The sequence below is a fragment of the Brevibacillus sp. FW301-21C12A genome, assembly GCF_058788915.1.
Genome location: NZ_JBYTBG010000053.1, coordinates 13217 through 29141, shown reverse-complemented (window position 1 = coordinate 29141; position 15925 = coordinate 13217). Strand labels below are relative to the sequence as shown.

The 15925-nt window shown below is 55.1% G+C and carries 23 protein-coding genes; 20 read left to right on the top strand and 3 right to left on the bottom strand.

What is annotated here, in order from left to right; translation table 11 throughout:
* Positions 1 to 117: 117 nt before the first annotated feature.
* Genes aroQ through efp form a run of 3 tightly spaced genes read left to right on the top strand, consistent with a single transcriptional unit; the run spans position 118 to position 2264 of the window.
* Entirely contained in the window at positions 118 to 558 is a 441-nt protein-coding gene (gene aroQ / locus AC3WQH_RS22715) for a type II 3-dehydroquinate dehydratase (RefSeq protein WP_005827241.1), read from the top strand.
* A 35-nt stretch (positions 559 to 593) separates the two neighbouring features.
* The gene (locus tag AC3WQH_RS22710; RefSeq protein ID WP_005827243.1) at positions 594 to 1664 is read left to right on the top strand and encodes a M24 family metallopeptidase; all 1071 of its coding nucleotides are present in this window, start codon (positions 594 to 596) and stop codon (positions 1662 to 1664) included.
* Positions 1665 to 1706: 42 nt separating this feature from the next.
* Entirely contained in the window at positions 1707 to 2264 is a 558-nt protein-coding gene (gene efp, locus AC3WQH_RS22705) for an elongation factor P (protein ID WP_005827245.1), read from the top strand.
* A gap of 128 nt (positions 2265 to 2392) precedes the next feature.
* On the opposite strand, the gene AC3WQH_RS22700 is transcribed toward efp, so the two are convergent.
* The 3 genes from AC3WQH_RS22700 to comA are packed head-to-tail and all read right to left on the bottom strand — an operon-like array spanning position 2393 to position 4431.
* The gene (locus AC3WQH_RS22700) at positions 2393 to 2863 is read right to left on the bottom strand and encodes a DUF441 domain-containing protein (RefSeq protein WP_025843720.1); all 471 of its coding nucleotides are present in this window, start codon (positions 2861 to 2863) and stop codon (positions 2393 to 2395) included.
* Positions 2864 to 2902: 39 nt separating this feature from the next.
* A complete protein-coding gene (locus AC3WQH_RS22695; protein WP_492332259.1) occupies positions 2903 to 3619 on the bottom strand; it encodes a 2-phosphosulfolactate phosphatase in 717 nt (238 codons plus the stop codon).
* The gene (gene comA / locus AC3WQH_RS22690; protein ID WP_005827251.1) at positions 3610 to 4431 is read right to left on the bottom strand and encodes a phosphosulfolactate synthase; all 822 of its coding nucleotides are present in this window, start codon (positions 4429 to 4431) and stop codon (positions 3610 to 3612) included. Before comA ends, AC3WQH_RS22695 begins: the two co-directional genes overlap by 10 nt.
* Before the next feature lie 151 nt (positions 4432 to 4582).
* Between comA and AC3WQH_RS22685 the strand changes: the two genes are divergently transcribed.
* The 17 genes from AC3WQH_RS22685 to AC3WQH_RS22605 all read left to right on the top strand — a co-directional run bounded on the left by AC3WQH_RS22685 (position 4583) and on the right by AC3WQH_RS22605 (position 15898).
* Entirely contained in the window at positions 4583 to 4846 is a 264-nt protein-coding gene (locus AC3WQH_RS22685) for a YqhV family protein (RefSeq protein WP_005827253.1), read from the top strand.
* An 85-nt stretch (positions 4847 to 4931) separates the two neighbouring features.
* Positions 4932 to 5414, top strand: a complete 483-nt coding sequence (locus AC3WQH_RS22680) for a CD1247 N-terminal domain-containing protein (RefSeq protein ID WP_005827255.1) — start codon at positions 4932 to 4934, stop codon at positions 5412 to 5414.
* A gap of 193 nt (positions 5415 to 5607) precedes the next feature.
* Positions 5608 to 6570, top strand: coding sequence for a stage III sporulation protein AA (gene spoIIIAA / locus AC3WQH_RS22675; RefSeq protein ID WP_007785609.1), 963 nt, complete (start codon positions 5608 to 5610; stop codon positions 6568 to 6570).
* Positions 6558 to 7076, top strand: coding sequence for a stage III sporulation protein SpoIIIAB (spoIIIAB, locus tag AC3WQH_RS22670; RefSeq protein ID WP_005827261.1), 519 nt, complete (start codon positions 6558 to 6560; stop codon positions 7074 to 7076). The genes spoIIIAA and spoIIIAB overlap by 13 nt, the downstream gene beginning before the upstream one ends.
* 16 nt (positions 7077 to 7092) lie before the next feature.
* Positions 7093 to 7296, top strand: a complete 204-nt coding sequence (spoIIIAC, locus tag AC3WQH_RS22665) for a stage III sporulation protein AC (RefSeq protein ID WP_005827263.1) — start codon at positions 7093 to 7095, stop codon at positions 7294 to 7296.
* Positions 7297 to 7309: 13 nt separating this feature from the next.
* Entirely contained in the window at positions 7310 to 7699 is a 390-nt protein-coding gene (spoIIIAD, locus tag AC3WQH_RS22660) for a stage III sporulation protein AD (protein ID WP_005827266.1), read from the top strand.
* A gap of 16 nt (positions 7700 to 7715) precedes the next feature.
* On the top strand, positions 7716 to 8903 hold the full coding sequence (spoIIIAE, locus tag AC3WQH_RS22655; protein ID WP_309478692.1) for a stage III sporulation protein AE: 1188 nt from the start codon (positions 7716 to 7718) through the stop codon (positions 8901 to 8903).
* An 8-nt stretch (positions 8904 to 8911) separates the two neighbouring features.
* Positions 8912 to 9589 (top strand): stage III sporulation protein AF, encoded by a 678-nt coding sequence (gene spoIIIAF / locus AC3WQH_RS22650; RefSeq protein ID WP_025843724.1) that lies wholly within the window; start codon positions 8912 to 8914, stop codon positions 9587 to 9589.
* A gap of 31 nt (positions 9590 to 9620) precedes the next feature.
* The gene (spoIIIAG, locus tag AC3WQH_RS22645; protein ID WP_005827272.1) at positions 9621 to 10259 is read left to right on the top strand and encodes a stage III sporulation protein AG; all 639 of its coding nucleotides are present in this window, start codon (positions 9621 to 9623) and stop codon (positions 10257 to 10259) included.
* A 13-nt stretch (positions 10260 to 10272) separates the two neighbouring features.
* The gene (locus AC3WQH_RS22640; RefSeq protein WP_005827274.1) at positions 10273 to 10935 is read left to right on the top strand and encodes a SpoIIIAH-like family protein; all 663 of its coding nucleotides are present in this window, start codon (positions 10273 to 10275) and stop codon (positions 10933 to 10935) included.
* A gap of 213 nt (positions 10936 to 11148) precedes the next feature.
* Positions 11149 to 11661, top strand: a complete 513-nt coding sequence (accB, locus tag AC3WQH_RS22635) for an acetyl-CoA carboxylase biotin carboxyl carrier protein (RefSeq protein ID WP_005827276.1) — start codon at positions 11149 to 11151, stop codon at positions 11659 to 11661.
* 16 nt (positions 11662 to 11677) lie between these two features.
* On the top strand, positions 11678 to 13033 hold the full coding sequence (gene accC / locus AC3WQH_RS22630; RefSeq protein WP_005827277.1) for an acetyl-CoA carboxylase biotin carboxylase subunit: 1356 nt from the start codon (positions 11678 to 11680) through the stop codon (positions 13031 to 13033).
* Positions 13034 to 13103: 70 nt separating this feature from the next.
* The gene (locus AC3WQH_RS22625; RefSeq protein WP_005827279.1) at positions 13104 to 13520 is read left to right on the top strand and encodes an Asp23/Gls24 family envelope stress response protein; all 417 of its coding nucleotides are present in this window, start codon (positions 13104 to 13106) and stop codon (positions 13518 to 13520) included.
* A 149-nt stretch (positions 13521 to 13669) separates the two neighbouring features.
* Entirely contained in the window at positions 13670 to 14227 is a 558-nt protein-coding gene (amaP, locus tag AC3WQH_RS22620) for an alkaline shock response membrane anchor protein AmaP (RefSeq protein ID WP_025843725.1), read from the top strand.
* 12 nt (positions 14228 to 14239) lie between these two features.
* Complete coding sequence (locus tag AC3WQH_RS22615) at positions 14240 to 14452, top strand: DUF2273 domain-containing protein (protein ID WP_005827283.1); 213 nt, start codon at positions 14240 to 14242, stop codon at positions 14450 to 14452.
* A gap of 58 nt (positions 14453 to 14510) precedes the next feature.
* On the top strand, positions 14511 to 14915 hold the full coding sequence (gene nusB, locus AC3WQH_RS22610) for a transcription antitermination factor NusB (RefSeq protein ID WP_005827285.1): 405 nt from the start codon (positions 14511 to 14513) through the stop codon (positions 14913 to 14915).
* A 20-nt stretch (positions 14916 to 14935) separates the two neighbouring features.
* On the top strand, positions 14936 to 15898 hold the full coding sequence (locus AC3WQH_RS22605) for a Kae1-like domain-containing protein (RefSeq protein WP_007785595.1): 963 nt from the start codon (positions 14936 to 14938) through the stop codon (positions 15896 to 15898).
* The last annotated feature ends 27 nt before the right edge of the window (positions 15899 to 15925 follow it).

The following is a 15925-nucleotide window of genomic DNA, read 5'->3' as shown; positions in this document are numbered from 1 at the left end:
TTGAATCATGCTCGTTGCTCCATTCGTTTTTCCTAAATCATACCACATTTTCTTTAGTTTTCAGACACGTCCTAGTAAAAAAACTTTTTGCGAAAAAACATATGGGGAGGGATGACAATGACTTCCGTTCTGCTGTTGAACGGTCCCAATCTCAATTTGCTGGGAACGCGGGAGCCAGAAATTTACGGAAAGGAAACGCTGGACGATCTGGTAGCCAAGCTGTCTTCTGTCATGGACGAACTGGGCGGCAAACTTGCGCACTGCCAGTCCAATCACGAGGGAGTCCTGATTGATGCGATTCACCAGGCAAGAGGCGTTCACGACGGCATTTTGATTAACCCTGGCGCATTCACGCACTACAGCTATGCCATTCGCGATGCGCTCGCCAGTGTGGCGCTCCCGACGATTGAAATACATATTTCCAATATTCACGCGCGCGAGGAATTTCGCCATCACTCGGTCATTGCGCCCGTTGCGATCGGCCAGGTGGTCGGCTTGGGCATGGACGGATACGAGTGGGCGCTGCGGGCGCTCGTCCGCAAAATCGAAAAAAAATAACGGCTTCGCATAGACGAAAGGGGAAACGGATTGCCATGAAACAACGTTTGGATAAATTGCGTGAAGCGCTTGCCCAAGTGGGAGCGAATGCGTTCATTACGGAAAAAGCGGAAAACCGCTTCTATCTGAGCGGCTTTACCGGCTCGACCGGCTGGGTGGTTGTCACCGAAACAGAAGCGTTCCTCGTTACAGACTTCCGCTACGTGGAGCAAGCGCAGGAGCAGGCGCCGGATTTTACGGTCGTCAACAACGAGCGCAAAGCCGTCGAGGCGATCGCCAAGCTGCTGCAGGAAAAAGGCGTCAAGCGACTGGCGTTCGAAAGCAGCATCTCCTTCGGCACGTATCAGGAGTGGAGCAAAGGCTTTGACGGCGTAGAGCTCGTCCCGACAAGCGGCCTGCTGGAAAAAATCCGCATGTTCAAAGACGAGGCGGAAATGGTCATCATCCGCGAAGCGGTGGGAATTGCCGAAGCGGCTTTTGCGCATATTCAAGGATATATCCGCCCAGGCGTGCGCGAGGTGGACGTCGCGCTGGAGCTGGAGTATTTCATGCGCAAGCAGGGCGCGACAGGCTCTGCCTTTGACATGATCGTGGCGTCCGGCGTGCGCGGTGCGCTGCCGCATGGACGAGCCAGCGAAAAAGTGATCGAGGCAGGCGAAATGGTCACGCTCGATTTCGGAGCTGCCTACAAAGGCTACAACTCGGACATTACCCGCACACTCGCTGTCGGAGAGCCGAGCGCGAAAATGAAAGAGATTTACGACATCGTGCTGCGGGCGCAACTGGCAGGTCTGGAAGCGCTGAAGCCAGGCGTGACGGCAAAAGCAGCGGATGCCGCAACGAGAGACATCATCACGGCGGCAGGCTACGGCGAAGCGTACGGACACAGCGCGGGTCACGGCCTTGGCATCGAAGTGCATGAGCTGCCAGGTCTGTCTACCGCAAGCACGTTCGTACTGGAGCCAGGCATGCTCGTGACGATGGAGCCGGGCATTTACATTACCGGACTGGGCGGCGTGCGCATCGAGGACGACGTGCTGATTACCGCAGACGGGCATGAGAACCTCAACAAGTCTACGAAAGAGTTGCTCATTTTGCCCGTGTAATTTATACTATTCTACGTTATTGATTGATTTGGGAGGACAACGATGATCTCTGTAAACGATTTTCGGACCGGTTTGACGATCGAAGTGGACGGCAACATCTACACCGTGCTTGAATTCCAACACGTAAAACCAGGAAAAGGCGCGGCGTTCGTACGCTCCAAACTGCGCAACCTGCGCAACGGCAACACCACAGAAATGACTTTCCGCGGCGGTGAAAAAGTAAACCCTGCCCGCATCGAAACCAGCACCATGCAATACTTGTATGCGAGCGGTGACGAGTACACGTTCATGAACACCGAAACCTATGAGCAACTGACGTTCACTCGTAGCCAGATCGAGCGCGAGCTGCGTTTCCTCAAGGAAAACATGAATGTGCAAATCATGCAGTACAACGGCGAAACCATCGGTATCCAGTTGCCAAACACAGTCGAACTGGTTGTAACGGAATGTGAGCCAGGCGTTAAAGGCGATACCGCTTCCAACGTGACCAAAAAAGCAACGCTGGAAACTGGCTTTGTCGTCAACGTTCCCCTCTTCGTAGAAGAAGGCGAGCGTCTGATTATCGACACGCGTACAGAGGCATACGTTTCTCGCGCGTAAGGCGTAACCGACAGAATGGACAAGAAAAAGCTGTGCCCGCTCGGGTGCGGCTTTTTTTTGTACGGACAAGAACCCCCTTTTTCGCCTGAGAAAAAGGGGGGTGCCGTTTACTTCCGATCTTGCCGCTTTTATTGGGGCCAGCGCCCGCCAAACCATTCCCACAGCTTCAGCACGAAAGCGGTAATGCCTGCCGCCATGAGGGGGCCTACGGGAATGCCGCGAAAAAACACGATGCCAATGATCGACCCGATGACGAGGCCGATAATCATGTGCGGCTCGGTGCGCAACAGGTCAAGCCCCTTGCCGTTCATCCAGGTGGCAATCGCGCCACCTGCGAGTGCTGTGAAACCGACGACTGTCGTAAACAGCGGCGTGACATCTTTCCACGATATTTTTTCGCTGGCAAACGGGACCAGTACGGAAATCGTCAAAAAAAGCAGGCCAAGTTCCAGGCCGCGACGCTCGACCGTGGGGAAAAAGCGCTCCAGGGCCGTCAGCTTCAGCACCAAAAGAATGCTCGCTGCCGTCGCGATAATCGGTGAACGGCCAATTAACCCTATGACGATCAGGATGACAAGCATCACTTCTCCAGACATCATCATTGGCATCAAAACCCCTGTCCCTGTTCTCCTTTCACTCTATGAGACAAGGTGGGGGAGTATGTGTTTGTCCTTGACGTAGGGGACGAGCTGGAACTGGTCGACCTGGGAGCAGAAGCGCAAATCCTCGGCAAAATGATGCGAGACGAGCCGCTTTCCCGTCGTCGTTTGCAGCAACTGCTCGCTCAATTTGTCCGCATAATACAGGTAGCTCGCTTTCAAGGCTTCCCCCAGATCGCAAGTCTGGATGTTGGCCAACGCTTTTTGCGCCTGCACGATCATCAGCCCGGCGGCAAGCCCATCCTCGAGCGCGAACTCGGAGCGCGTGCCCGCGCAGTACAGCGTAATATCGAGATGATAGGTGAGCGCGTGCTTGATGCAGGCCGTCGCGTTTAAAAAGCAGCCGATCAGCAGCGCAGAGGCTCGCTCCGCCTTTTGGATCGCGCGCGTTCCGTTCGTCGTCGTGAGCACGAGGCGCTTGCCTGGCTTTTTGGTCGCAGAGATTTCCGTCGGCGAGTTGTTGCAGTCAAAATCCGGAATTTTGCGGCAGTGCCGCTCGCCAGCCAACAGGCAGTCGGCAGCGCGCAACGAGTTTGCCTGCCCGATCGTCTCGACGGGAATGACGCACACAAAGCTGTTTCCGAGCGCGGTGACGATCGTGCTGGAAGCGCGCAGGACGTCGATGACGATGACGACGTGGTTGCTGATCTGGTCAAAGCGAATTTCCTCGACTGTCGGCACTACTTCTATTCGCACGGAGCCGACCTCCCCTCTTCCATAATCAGGGCCGTATCCCCGCGCAGGCCCCGGCGCAGCGTCTCGACGGACAAGACGTCCGTGCAAGCGATGTTGCCGAGGTTGACATCGCTGCCAAGAGCCTGAATCAAGCCCACTTGCTGATCTTTTTGTGGCGCTTCCCAGATGAGCCGCTCCGCGTTGGCCTGCGCTGCCCAGACAATGTCCCGAAGAAACGTGTGATCGACCTTGCCGTTTCCGTCGAAGACGCCGACTGTCCCGCTCTCCCGCGCTTCGACGATGACGTAACTGGCGCCGGCCGTCAGGTCAAAGTCGAGCGTTTCGAGCAGCTCCTGGCGCTGGGCGCGGTAGCCGGCAGCCTTTTTGCCCACCTCTGTATAGACGATAAGCCCGGCGTCCACGCCCAGCGCAATCGCCTCCTTGCGTTTTTCAAAAGGGAGGGGAAAGGTGCCGTCGGAAATTTCCACAGCGGAAAATCCGAGCGAACGAATTTGCTGCATGTACTCCTTGATCGTGCTGTGCCGGATGGCGACCTCGAAAAAGGTTCCGCCAGGCATGATGTGCAGTCCGTGAGCCTTCGCGGCATCGAGCTTTTGCCGGAGCACTTTTGGCGGATAGAGGGCAGTCGTGCCAAAGCCGAGTTTGTATATATCCATATAAGGAGAAGCCAGATCCAGTAAATCGAAGTAAGCAGTAAGTCCCAGTCCTTTGTCAATGACCATGGTCAGCCCCTTCTGGCGGGGCTTTTCGCGCATGCGCCCGGACGGATTCGCCCAGCTTGGGGGCAAAAACGGATGCTCACAGTCTACCATCGCATTTTCCTCATTTCTTCTAGGCGTATGGTTCAGTGTATGCCCATCTGACAACAGGAGTGAAGAAGAAAGGCGGTAGGCGATCGCCCAGCGCAAGTGCTGAAATGAGCGGGTACAGGCATAGAGTGAACGGAGGGGAGGACGAGACGGTATGTGGGAAAAAGCGATTATGGGCATGGCCGCCCTGCGGGTTTTGTCAGGCAGCATCGAAATTTTGGCCGCCCTGCTCATTTTGAAGGTCAATCAGGTCGAAAAGGCGCTGCTCATCAATTCCGGGCTGGCGATTGTCGGACCTGTCATTTTGATTACGACGACGACGATCGGCCTGCTCGGCATGTCGGATCGGGTCAGCTTTGCCAAAATCGCCTGGATTTTGCTCGGCATCTCCTGCATCCTGATCGGGGTGCGCAAGTAGCGATTCGACGATCCAGTTCCTTCCAATGGTAATCCGCGCCGCTCTAGGGAATGCTAGTGTCAAAAGACCAATGGGAGGGAATGGGATGATCGAAGCGATGGCGAATCGAATCGCCTATTTGCGTGGACTGGCTGACGGCCTGGATGTGGGCGAAAAGAGTGCGGAAGGCAAAATCATGGCAGAGATGATCGAGATCATGGACGAGGTGTGCGCCCAGTTCCGCGAGCTGCACGCCCGCGTGGAAGAGGCGGAGGATTATGTCGAGGCGCTGGACGAAGACCTCGAAGATGTGGAACTCTATCTTTTCGAAGAGGACGACGACTTGTACGAAACGATAGAAGACGACGACATAGAGTACGCCACCTGCTACGACCTCGACGATGACGAGGACGCGTATTTGTACGAAGCAGATGGCGACGCATATCTGGCGGGCGGCTACGAATTTTCCTGCCCGCACTGCCAAAAAGAGATTCACTTGCGAGAGGGCCACGATGAGGAAGGCTACACCCACTACGTCATCGAGCAGTCTTCTGGCGAGCGTGAATACCAGCCGATCAACCCTACGTAAAAAGCTTGTCCCCGCGTGCTGCCAAAAGCGCCGGGGCAAGCTTTTTTTGTTTGCAGCGGCACGCGAATGAGCCTGCTGCTTTTTCGCATTTTGCCAAAAGAGTCTTAGCATAAATCTCGTCCATCCGCGCATAGGATGGAGGTAAGTCAATGTGGACAAACGAGAGTCAGCCACAAAAAGGAGGGTACCAGATGTGAGAGAGATCATGGCGATCTTGCCGGAAGCCATACGCTCGATTTTGACTGCTCTTCCCTCCGCAGTCAAAGAGCATTTGGAAGAGATACGGCTTCGGCAAAATCAGCCGTTGGAAGTGCGCTTTGGCCAGCAATCCAGCTATGTGACGCCGACAGGCCAGCTTACCTCCACCGCGAGTAAAGGATGGATTTTTTCCGCAGAGCACGCAGTCAAGCTGTTGAATCAGGTCAGCCAGCATTCTTTGTACGCGCTGGAGGAAGAGCTGAAGCGGGGCTACATTACAGTCGTAGGCGGCCATCGCATCGGCATCGCAGGAAAAGTGGTGCTGGACAAAGGGGATGTCAAAGGCATCAGGGATATCACCAGCTTCAATATCCGGATTGCCCGGGAGAAAAAAGGGGCTGCGCAAAAAGTAATGCCCTATTTGTTTGAAGGCGGCAAAGTGCTGAGTACGCTGGTGATCTCTCCGCCGCAATGCGGGAAGACGACGCTTTTGCGCGATATGGCCCGCTCCCTCAGCTACGGGAGTGAATGGTCGTCCAGTCGCAAGGTAGGGATTGTGGACGAGCGTTCCGAGCTGGCCGGGTGTCTCCAGGGAGTGCCGCAGCGAGATGTCGGCCCCAGGACAGATGTGCTGGACGCTTGCCCGAAAGCCGCAGGGATGATGATGCTGATTCGCTCCATGTCTCCCGATGTGCTGATCGTGGACGAGGTGGGGCGGGCGGAGGACGGGGATGCCGTCTGGGAAGCGATTCATGCCGGAGTCGCGGTCATCTGCTCCGCGCATGGCGCCGACATCCAGGAGGTGGCCCGGCGCCCGATGCTCGGCAACCTGGTGCGACACGGCGTGTTTGCCCGCTATATCGTGCTTAGCCGGGCGAAAGGCGTGGGCACGATCCAGGCGATCTACGACCAAAGCATGAAGCCGCTCGAAAAGGAGAAGGTCGCATGGTCAAGCTGATTGGTGCGGTGCTCATCCTGTTCTCCGCTTCCATGGTCGGCTGGCAGATCGGCAGGTACTACGCCTATCGCCCGGTTCAGCTACGGGCGCTCCTGGTCGCCTTGCAAATGCTGGAGACGGAAATCGTGTACGGCATGACGCCGCTGCACCGCGCTTTTGTCAAAGTGGGTCGCCGCGTCTCCGAGGAAGTGGGCAAAGTGTTTCTGCACGCCGCAGAGCTTTTGGTCAGCGAAAAGGCGCAATCGGCCGAAGATTCCTTGCAGCAGGCGATGGGAAAGCATTGGGCGCAAACGGCCCTGCGCCGGCAGGAGCGGGAGGTGCTCGCGAGTCTCGGACAGGTTCTCGGGTCATCCGACAGGGAAGACCAGCAAAAGCATCTGCGCCTTGCGGTGACCCACCTGCGAGGACTTGAGGAAGAAGCGCGGGCGGAGCAGGCAAAATACGAACGCATGTACAAAAGTCTTGGCTTCCTCGGCGGGCTCTTGGTCGTCATCCTGATGTTCTAAAGGCGAGGTGTTCACAGTGGATTTTGATTTGACACCTGTTTTCCAGATCGGAGCGGTAGGGTTCATCACAGCGATCTTGCACACGGTCCTCAAACAGGCGGGAAAGGAAGATATTGCGCACTGGGCGACACTGGTCGGATTCATCATCGTCCTGTACATGGTGTCCCACTACCTCGGCGACCTGTTTTCTGAGGTGAAACGCGTCTTCCTGTTCAACTGAGGAGGGGCTCTCGATGGAAATCGTACAAATCGTTGGACTTGGACTGGTCGCAACCATACTTGCCCTGGTGATTAAAGAACAAAAGCCGATGTTCGCTTTTCTTTTGGCGATTGCGAGCGGCGTCATCATTTTCTACTTCCTGGTAGGAAAAATCGCCGAAGTCATTCGCATTCTGGAAAGGCTGGCGGTCCAGGCAGATTTGAACCTCGTGTTTCTGGAAACGATTTTAAAAATTATCGGAATTGCCTACATCGCAGAATTTGGGGCGCAAATGACCCGCGATGCTGGACAAGGGGCGATTGCCTCCAAAATCGAGTTGGCGGGAAAAGTGCTGATCCTGGTCATGGCCGTGCCGATTATCCAAATCATCATCGAAACAGTGATCGACTTGCTGCCGGCGTAAGGGAGGGGGGATGTCTGTGGCGCGTACTGGCAAATTGATCCTGTTATGGTTCGCACTCTTTTTCTATCTGTCGCCGGGAATGGTCGATGCAGCCGGGGCACCCGCAGCCAACCCGATCAACCAAATCGTCGAAGAGCAAGTCGATCACCTGCAACTGGAGCGTGTCGAGCAGTATTGGCAGCAGCTTCAGCGGGAGTACAAAGGCTACTTGCCGGACTTAAAATCCCAGGGCTTCATCCAGATTTTGATGCAGCAGGAGGAACTGACGATCTCTGGCGTCCTGCAAGGGATGGGCAAATTCATCTTCCACGAAGTCTTGATGAACGGCAAGCTGCTCAGCTCGATTATCATCATCACGGTGTTTACCATGATCCTGGAGACGATGCAAAATGCTTTCGAACGAAACGCCGTTTCTACCGTGGCCTATTCCATCGCTTATCTCGTTTTGATGGTGTTGGCTATCAACAGCTTTCACCTCGCCATCACCTACGCCAAGGACGCGATCAGCAGCATGACCGATTTCATGCTCGCCATGATCCCGCTGGTCATCGCCCTCCTGGCTTCAGTGGGGAACCTCGCGACAGCGACCATGTTTCACCCGCTGATTATTTTCATGATTAACATCAGCGGCATGATGATTACGTACGTGGTGTTCCCGCTCTTGTTTTTGTCGGCCATGCTCTCCATCGTCAGCCTGTTTTCCGAACGCTACAAGGTTACCCAACTGGCCACCCTGCTCAGAAACATCGCAATGGGCGTCCTCGGGTCCTTCCTGACGATTTTTCTCGCCGTCATCTCGATTCAGGGAGCCACCTCGGCTGTCGCAGACGGCGTCACCTTGCGGACTGCCAAATACATTACCGGCAACTTCATCCCGATCGTCGGGCGCATGTTCTCCGATGCGGCCGATACGGTCTTAAACGCATCGCTTCTGGTCAAAAACGCAGTCGGCCTCGCTGGAGTGGTCATCCTCATCATCTTGTGCGCTTTCCCGGCTCTCAAGATACTGGTGCTCGCCCTGATCTACAACGTGTCATCCGCCGTGCTGCAGCCGCTCGGCAACAGCCCGATCATCAGCGCGCTCGGCACGATCGGAAAAAGTCTCCTGTTCGTCTTCGCCGCGCTGGCGACGGTGGGCTTGATGTTCTTTCTGGCTATTACCATCATCATTGCGGCAGGCAACATCTCCATGATGGTTCGGTAGGTGATGACATGACATGGTTAACGCTTTGGCTGAAAAAAATCATCCTGCTCGTCCTCCTGGCAGCCTTTCTCGATCTGATCCTGCCCAATACGACCTTGCAGCGCTACGTGAAAATGGTCATGGGGCTTATCCTTTTGTTGACGATCATCTCCCCGGTGTTCAGCCTGTTCAGTCTGTCGCAGGATGATCTCGCCCTCCGGCTGGATCGCTACCAGCAAGAGCTGAACAAACCGGCCTCTGTCGAATGGAAAAAAATGACTGACAAGCTTCTGGGACAGCAAAACGAGCAGATGACCGCTTACGTGCAGGCGCAGGTAGCAGCCGCTGTGAAGGCGCAAATCAAGGCCGATTACGGTGTGGAGGTCGCGGACGTGGCAGTCGTGATCGAGCAGAAGCAGCAGGGAGAGCCGACCTTGTCCCGCATGGAGCTGGTGATCGGCGAAGCGGACAGCGCCCCGGACCAGAACGGGTCGCAGCAGGTCCAGCCGATCAAGCCGATTACGCCCATCGCCCCGGTGGAGGTCACGATTGGCGAGGCGCAGGAGCCCAAACAGGAAGTCGAGGTGGCGGCGCGCGAGGACAATCCGCTGATGAGCCGGATGGCGAGCGATCTGGCCGCACAATGGGGGCTTTCCAAAGAGCAGGTCATTATCAAAGACGAGTCCAGGGAAAGAGAAAAACAGTAATGGCGCTGTCGACACAAGCGAGGTGAGAAAAATGCTGGAAAAGCTGAAAAAACTGTGGGAAGGAAACGGCAGCAACAAAAAGCTCAAGCCGCTGCACTATTTGATCGTCGTCCTTGGCATCGGGATTGCTGTCATGATCTTGACGGATTTTCTGCACGTCGAAAAAGATCAGCCGCTCGGATTCGCGATAAACTCCGGCGAGACGTCGCCGCAGCCATCAGGCGATGCGACGTCTCCGGTGCTCGGCGGGTCGCCCGCGCCGGACATTATCGCGGAGTACGAAAACATCTACGAATCCCAGCTTCGCGATATCCTCGCGAGTGTAGTCGGCGTGGGAGAGGTGGAAGTCATGGTCAATCTGGAATCGACACCGGAGCTGGTCGTCGAGAAAAACACGAATGTCCGCTCCTCGGTCAACCAGGAGATGGATAAGGAAAAGGCAACCCGGAATCAGAGTGACCAATCGCGCGATTCGCAGGTCGTCATTGTCCAGGGCGGCAAGCAAGACCAGCCCGTCATCGTCAAGACATTGAAGCCGCGCGTCCGGGGGGTGCTGGTCGTGGCCAAAGGGGCCGACAACATCCAGGTAAAAGCGTGGATCACCGAGGCCGTGCAAAAGGTTTTGGATGTTCCCGCTTACAAGATATCCATATTGCCCAAAAAAGGGTAGGAGGTAATGGCGAATGATTCTGCGCAAGCAAACAGTTTGGTTGTTGACGATGCTGGCTGTAATGGTGGTACTCTCCGGCTACTATTTGGTGAAGGGGCCGCAAGAGCAGATTCCGACCTCGGGACAAGAGCAGGCAGTCCAGAAGCAAGAGCAGATTTCCGGCGTGGAGGTGGAGACCAAGCAAGTCGAGCAGGCTCCAGGCGCTACTGCGGTCGATGCCAAGGATGGCAAGCAGGAAGCAACGACTCCTGTCGGGCAAACGCCAGCTCCTGAAGAAGCGAAGCAAACTTCTGGCAACGCGGTCGTTCCGGTAGCCGAGACGGCGGCCGAAGTTTTCCAGGGCTTCAAGCTGAATCGGGAAGCGCAAATCCAGCAGCAAAAGGATGAGCAGCTCGCGATTATCAACAATGCCGATGCTACTCCGCAGGCGGTAGCCGAGGCCAAGGCCAAGTACGACGAACTGTCCACGTTGGAGACGGCTACGATGAACGTGGAAGAAATGCTCAAGGCGAGCGGCTACCAGGATGCGGTCGTCCTCATCAAGAACGACAAAGCCACTGTGATTGTGCAAAAAGACAAACTGAGCGCAAACGAAGTGGTGGAAATCATCGCCCAGGTCAAGCAGCATTTGAACATGCCGGCGACGAACATCAACGTCCAGTTCAAGGCGTCCTGACTGGCGAAAACAAGCTGAGCTACCCGTTATAAGCGGCCCCTGAAGTGGGCATGCTGGTAAGGATTTTCTCGCTTCCTCTCGGCAGGAAGCGGGGAAATCCTTTCTTGACGTGGTATGGGCAACAGGCTACCATGGATTTATGGTTTGCCAAAAAGGATACATATGGGACTCCCTGTTCCGCTATTGAAACAAACGAAGGAGTGCTTTTCCGTCATGAAAATTCATGAAATCCGAGAAATTATTAAGCTGATCGATCAATCTTCCATTAATGAATTTAAACTGGAGACCGAAGGGGCAAAAGTGACTCTGAAGAAATCCAGCGGTACAGAGACAGTAGTAGTGACACAACCAGTCGTACAAGCCCAGGCCGCGGCTCCTGTTGCGGCTGCGCCAGTAGCGGCGGCTCCAGCGCCTGTGCAAGCAGCGCCTGTTGCGGCGGAAGCGCCGAAAGCTGCTCCGAGCGCTCCTGCTGTTGACGACGCGAACCTGCACAAGATCGTCTCGCCGATGGTCGGAACCTTCTACAGCGCACCAGAGCCTGGCAAGCCTCCTTATGTACAAGCTGGCGACAAGGTCAATCCGAACAAGGTCGTCTGCATCGTGGAAGCGATGAAGCTGTTCAACGAAATCGAAGCAGAAGTACATGGCGAGATCGTCAAAGTGCTGGTCGAAGACGGCCAGCTCGTTGAATACGGTCAAGCACTGTTTTTGGTGAAGCCAGAATAAGGTGGGGGAGAGCGAAATGTTTCAAAAAGTATTGATTGCCAATCGCGGGGAGATTGCCGTTCGGATCATCCGGGCATGCCGCGAGCTGGGCATTCGTACGGTCGCTGTCTACTCCGAAGCGGATCGTGAAGCGCTTCATGTGAAAATGGCCGACGAAGCTTACTGTATTGGTCCAAAAGCATCTAAGGAAAGCTATCTGAACATAGCGAACATCATGAGCGTGGCGACCAAGGTGGGCGTAGACGCGATTCACCCGGGCTACGGATTTTTGGCGGAGAACGCTGACTTTGCCGAGATTTGCGCGGCATGCAACATCACCTTTATCGGTCCTGATCCGGAAGCGATCGTGAAGATGGGCGACAAGTCCACGGCAAAAGATACGATGAAAGCGGCCGGAGTGCCGACAGTACCTGGGACAGAAGGGCTGATTGAGGATATCGAGAGCGCCATCCGGACAGCCAACGAAATCGGCTATCCGGTGATGGTCAAAGCGACTGCGGGCGGCGGCGGACGCGGCATGCGCGTAGCGGTCGACGACGAAGATTTGGAAAAGGCGATCCGCCAGGCGCAAAACGAGGCGAAAACCGCTTTCGGCAACCCGGGCGTGTACCTGGAAAAATTCGTCGAAGGTCCGCGTCACGTCGAAATCCAGATCATGGCCGACAAGCATGGCAACGCGGTCTACCTGGGCGAGCGCGACTGCTCCATCCAGCGCCGTCACCAAAAGCTGATTGAAGAAGCGCCATCGCCTGCCTTGAGCGAGGAGACGCGCAAGCAAATGGGCGAAGCGGCTGTCGCGGCGGCCAAAGCGGTTTCCTATCACGGAGCCGGTACGGTCGAATTTTTGCTGGACAAGCACGGACAGTTTTACTTTATGGAAATGAACACGCGGATTCAGGTAGAGCATCCGGTGACCGAGCTGGTTACGGGCTTCGACTTAATCAAGGAGCAGCTCACGGTAGCAGCGGGAGAGCCGCTGTCCTTTACGCAGGAAGACATCAAGCTTGACGGCTGGGCGATCGAATGCCGGATCAACGCAGAGAACCCGGCGAAAAACTTCATGCCGTCACCTGGACGCATCACCGAATACTTGCCTCCGGGCGGTTTCGGCGTGCGGGTGGACAGCGCTGCCTATGCGGGCTATTCCATTCCGCCTTACTACGACTCCATGATCGCCAAGCTGATCGTCTGGGGCAAGGACCGCAACGAGGCGATCGAACGGATGAAGCGCGCACTCGGCGAATTTGTCATCGACGGCATCACCACGACGATTCCGTTCCATCAAAAAGTGCTGGAGCATGAAGTGTTCGTGAGCGGCCACTTCGACACCAAGTTCCTGGAAAACTACGAATTGAACCTGGATGAAGAATAATCAAGGCTGATTTGTAAAAAAACGGTGCGCTTGGTATAATGAATTACAAATCTAAAGGGAGGTGCGAAGCATGGAAGAGTTTACTCCGGATTTAGATAGAACAGAGCTTGGAAAGGTCCAGATCGCTCCCGAAGTACTGGAAGTGATCGCCGGCATGGCTGCGTCCGAGGTGGAAGGCGTAGCACAGATGAGCGGCGGTTTCGTAGGGGAAATAGCTGAACGATTAGGCCGTAAAAATATAGCTCGCGGCGTTCGCGTGGAGGTTGGCTCCCGCGAAGCGGCAGTGGATGTCTCCATCATTGTCAAGTACGGACACCGGATTCCAGACGTCGCTCGTAATATTCAAGATAGTGTGCGCAATGCGATCGAAGGAATGACCGGACTTTCGGTGGTGGAAGTAAACGTACATATCGTCGATGTAGAGCTGAAAGCCGAAGAAAAAGCTCCGGCGACGCCTGTAGTCGAAGATTACCAGCGTGTGCGCTAACATGCACCGGATGGATGCCCCCTACTGACAGGGGGCATTTTCCTCATTCCAAGTCAGTTGTTTTGCCAAGCCTTGGCTAAGGCGGGGAATTAGCCTTTGACCGTGCCCTGTTTGTCTCCTTTCAAACACGGCGAAAAGGAGAGATGCATGTGAATTTGTTTGACCGCTTTATTTTGACGATTTACAGCTTTGCGCTGATTATTTTGTCCTGCATCGCGATAGCTGCCACCAGCGGTTTGATTTCACCCGAGTTTTTCCGCCCTTATGTCGAGCAAATGCTGGCGGGAACGAACATCACGTATCTCATCGTCGCGATTATTTTCCTCGTTGTGAGTCTTCGCTTCTTTTTCAGTTCTTTTCGTTCCACGAAGCCAAAAATTGATCGTGGCATTCGCCAGCGCAGTGATCTTGGCGAAGTCCACATTACGATGCAGACGATCCAGACGATTGCCGAGCGCGCTGCCCGGCGCGTAAAAGGCGTGCGCGATATGAAAACGGCAGTCAAAGCGCTGGAGAGTGGGAACATCATCACCTTGCGCGTTTCCGTCGATGGCGAGACCCCGTTGCCGGAGCTGACGCAAAAGTTGCAGGCAGACGTGAAGGAGCAAGTCGAAGGAATTGCTGGCGTCGTGATTTCCGAAGTGTCGGTTGTGGTAACGGAAGTGGCTCAGCAAGAAAACTACGCGGCTCGCAAGCGAGTGGAATAGAAGGTGAAGTCCATGATGTGGGAGTTATTGTGGGAACACAAGGGGAAGCTAATGGGGATTTTGGCCGGAATTTTTTTCGGCATCATCTACCTTCTCGTCGGTTTTTGGAATACACTAGTCTTTGTTGTGTTTGTCGGGACCGGCTATTACATCGGTCGCAAGCTCGACCATAAGGAAGACTTGCGCGAAATACTGGATCGGATTCTGCCTGGCAAGTTTCGGTAGCAGATTAAGAGGGGAAGGAATTTGCTCCCCTGCTGACTTTAATTAGTAGGTGAATGGAATGAAGCGTAGAACAGCACGAGAAAAAGCAGTCCAATGTCTTTTCCAGATCGACATGGCCGAGGTGCCTGTCAAGGAAGCGGTTGATCTGGTCATGGAAGAGTCCGAGGAAAGCTCGCAGTATTTGCGTTATTTGCTCGATGGGGTTTTGGCGAACCTGGCAGAGATCGACGCAGAGATCAAAAAGTATTTGCGCGGCTGGCAGTTGGAGCGTATTGCCAACGTAGACCGCGCCATTTTGCGCCTCGCTTTTTACGAGATCATGTTTGAAGCGGATACGCCTGACAAGGTCGTCATGAACGAAGCGATTGAAATTGCGAAGCTGTTCAGCGACGAAGCGTCCCACCGTTATATCAACGGCGTACTGGCGAGCTTCTTGCAGGCAAGAGAAACGCAAAAGGCATAAAACAGGCAGGAGATACAAGCATGAGTAAGGTAATGTTAGGCATTGATACGAGCAATTACCGGACATCGCTGTGCTTGGCTCAGGAAGACGGCCGAATTGTTGCAGAAGCAAAACGCCTTCTCAAAGTGAAGGAGGGCAAACGCGGGCTGCAACAATCCGAAGCCGTCTTTCAGCATGTGATGAACTTGCCGGAACTAAGCGAGGAAATGAAGTGGAACGAATACGAGATCGAGGCGATCTGCGTCAGCGAAAAGCCGAGGCCCGTCGACCGTTCGTACATGCCGGTGTTCAAGGTAGGGGAAGGGCTGGCCAAATCGCTTGCGACCTACTTGCGCGTTCCCTTGCACCTGACCACCCACCAGGAAGGACATATTGCGGCAGGGGAGTACACAGCCGAAGAACGCCCGCAGCAGGACCGCTTTTTGGCCGTCCATCTGTCTGGCGGAACGAGCGAGCTGCTCTTGTGCGAGCGGCAGGCGGCCGGGTATGCGATTGAAAAAATCGGCGGCACGATCGACTTGCACGCAGGACAACTGGTGGATCGGATCGGAGTAGCGCTCGGGCTGGCTTTTCCGGCGGGACCGTATTTGGAGCAGTTGGCCAAGGAGTCGACAGGGGAATTTCGCATCGCCTCTGCGGTGGACGGCTTGGCCTTCAGCTTTTCCGGCCCGGAAGCGTCGCTGTTGCGGGCCATCGAGCGCGGCGAGACGAGCCATGCCGATATCGCCCGCGCAACCGAACAGTGTATCGCCAACACGTTGGAAAAAGTATTGCGTCACGCTGTCGAACAGGGCCATCCACGGGACATCCTGATCGTAGGGGGAGTCGCTGCCAATCAGTACATGCGCGAGCGGCTGATAAAGCGGCTGGAGCACCCTGCGGTCAAAGCCAAGCTGTATTTTTGCGACCCGGTTTACTCCGGCGACAACGCCTACGGAGTGGCGATGCTTGGATGGATGAAGCAAAAGACGAACATTAAATAATGATAAACTTTTTATGATTCGGCTTTA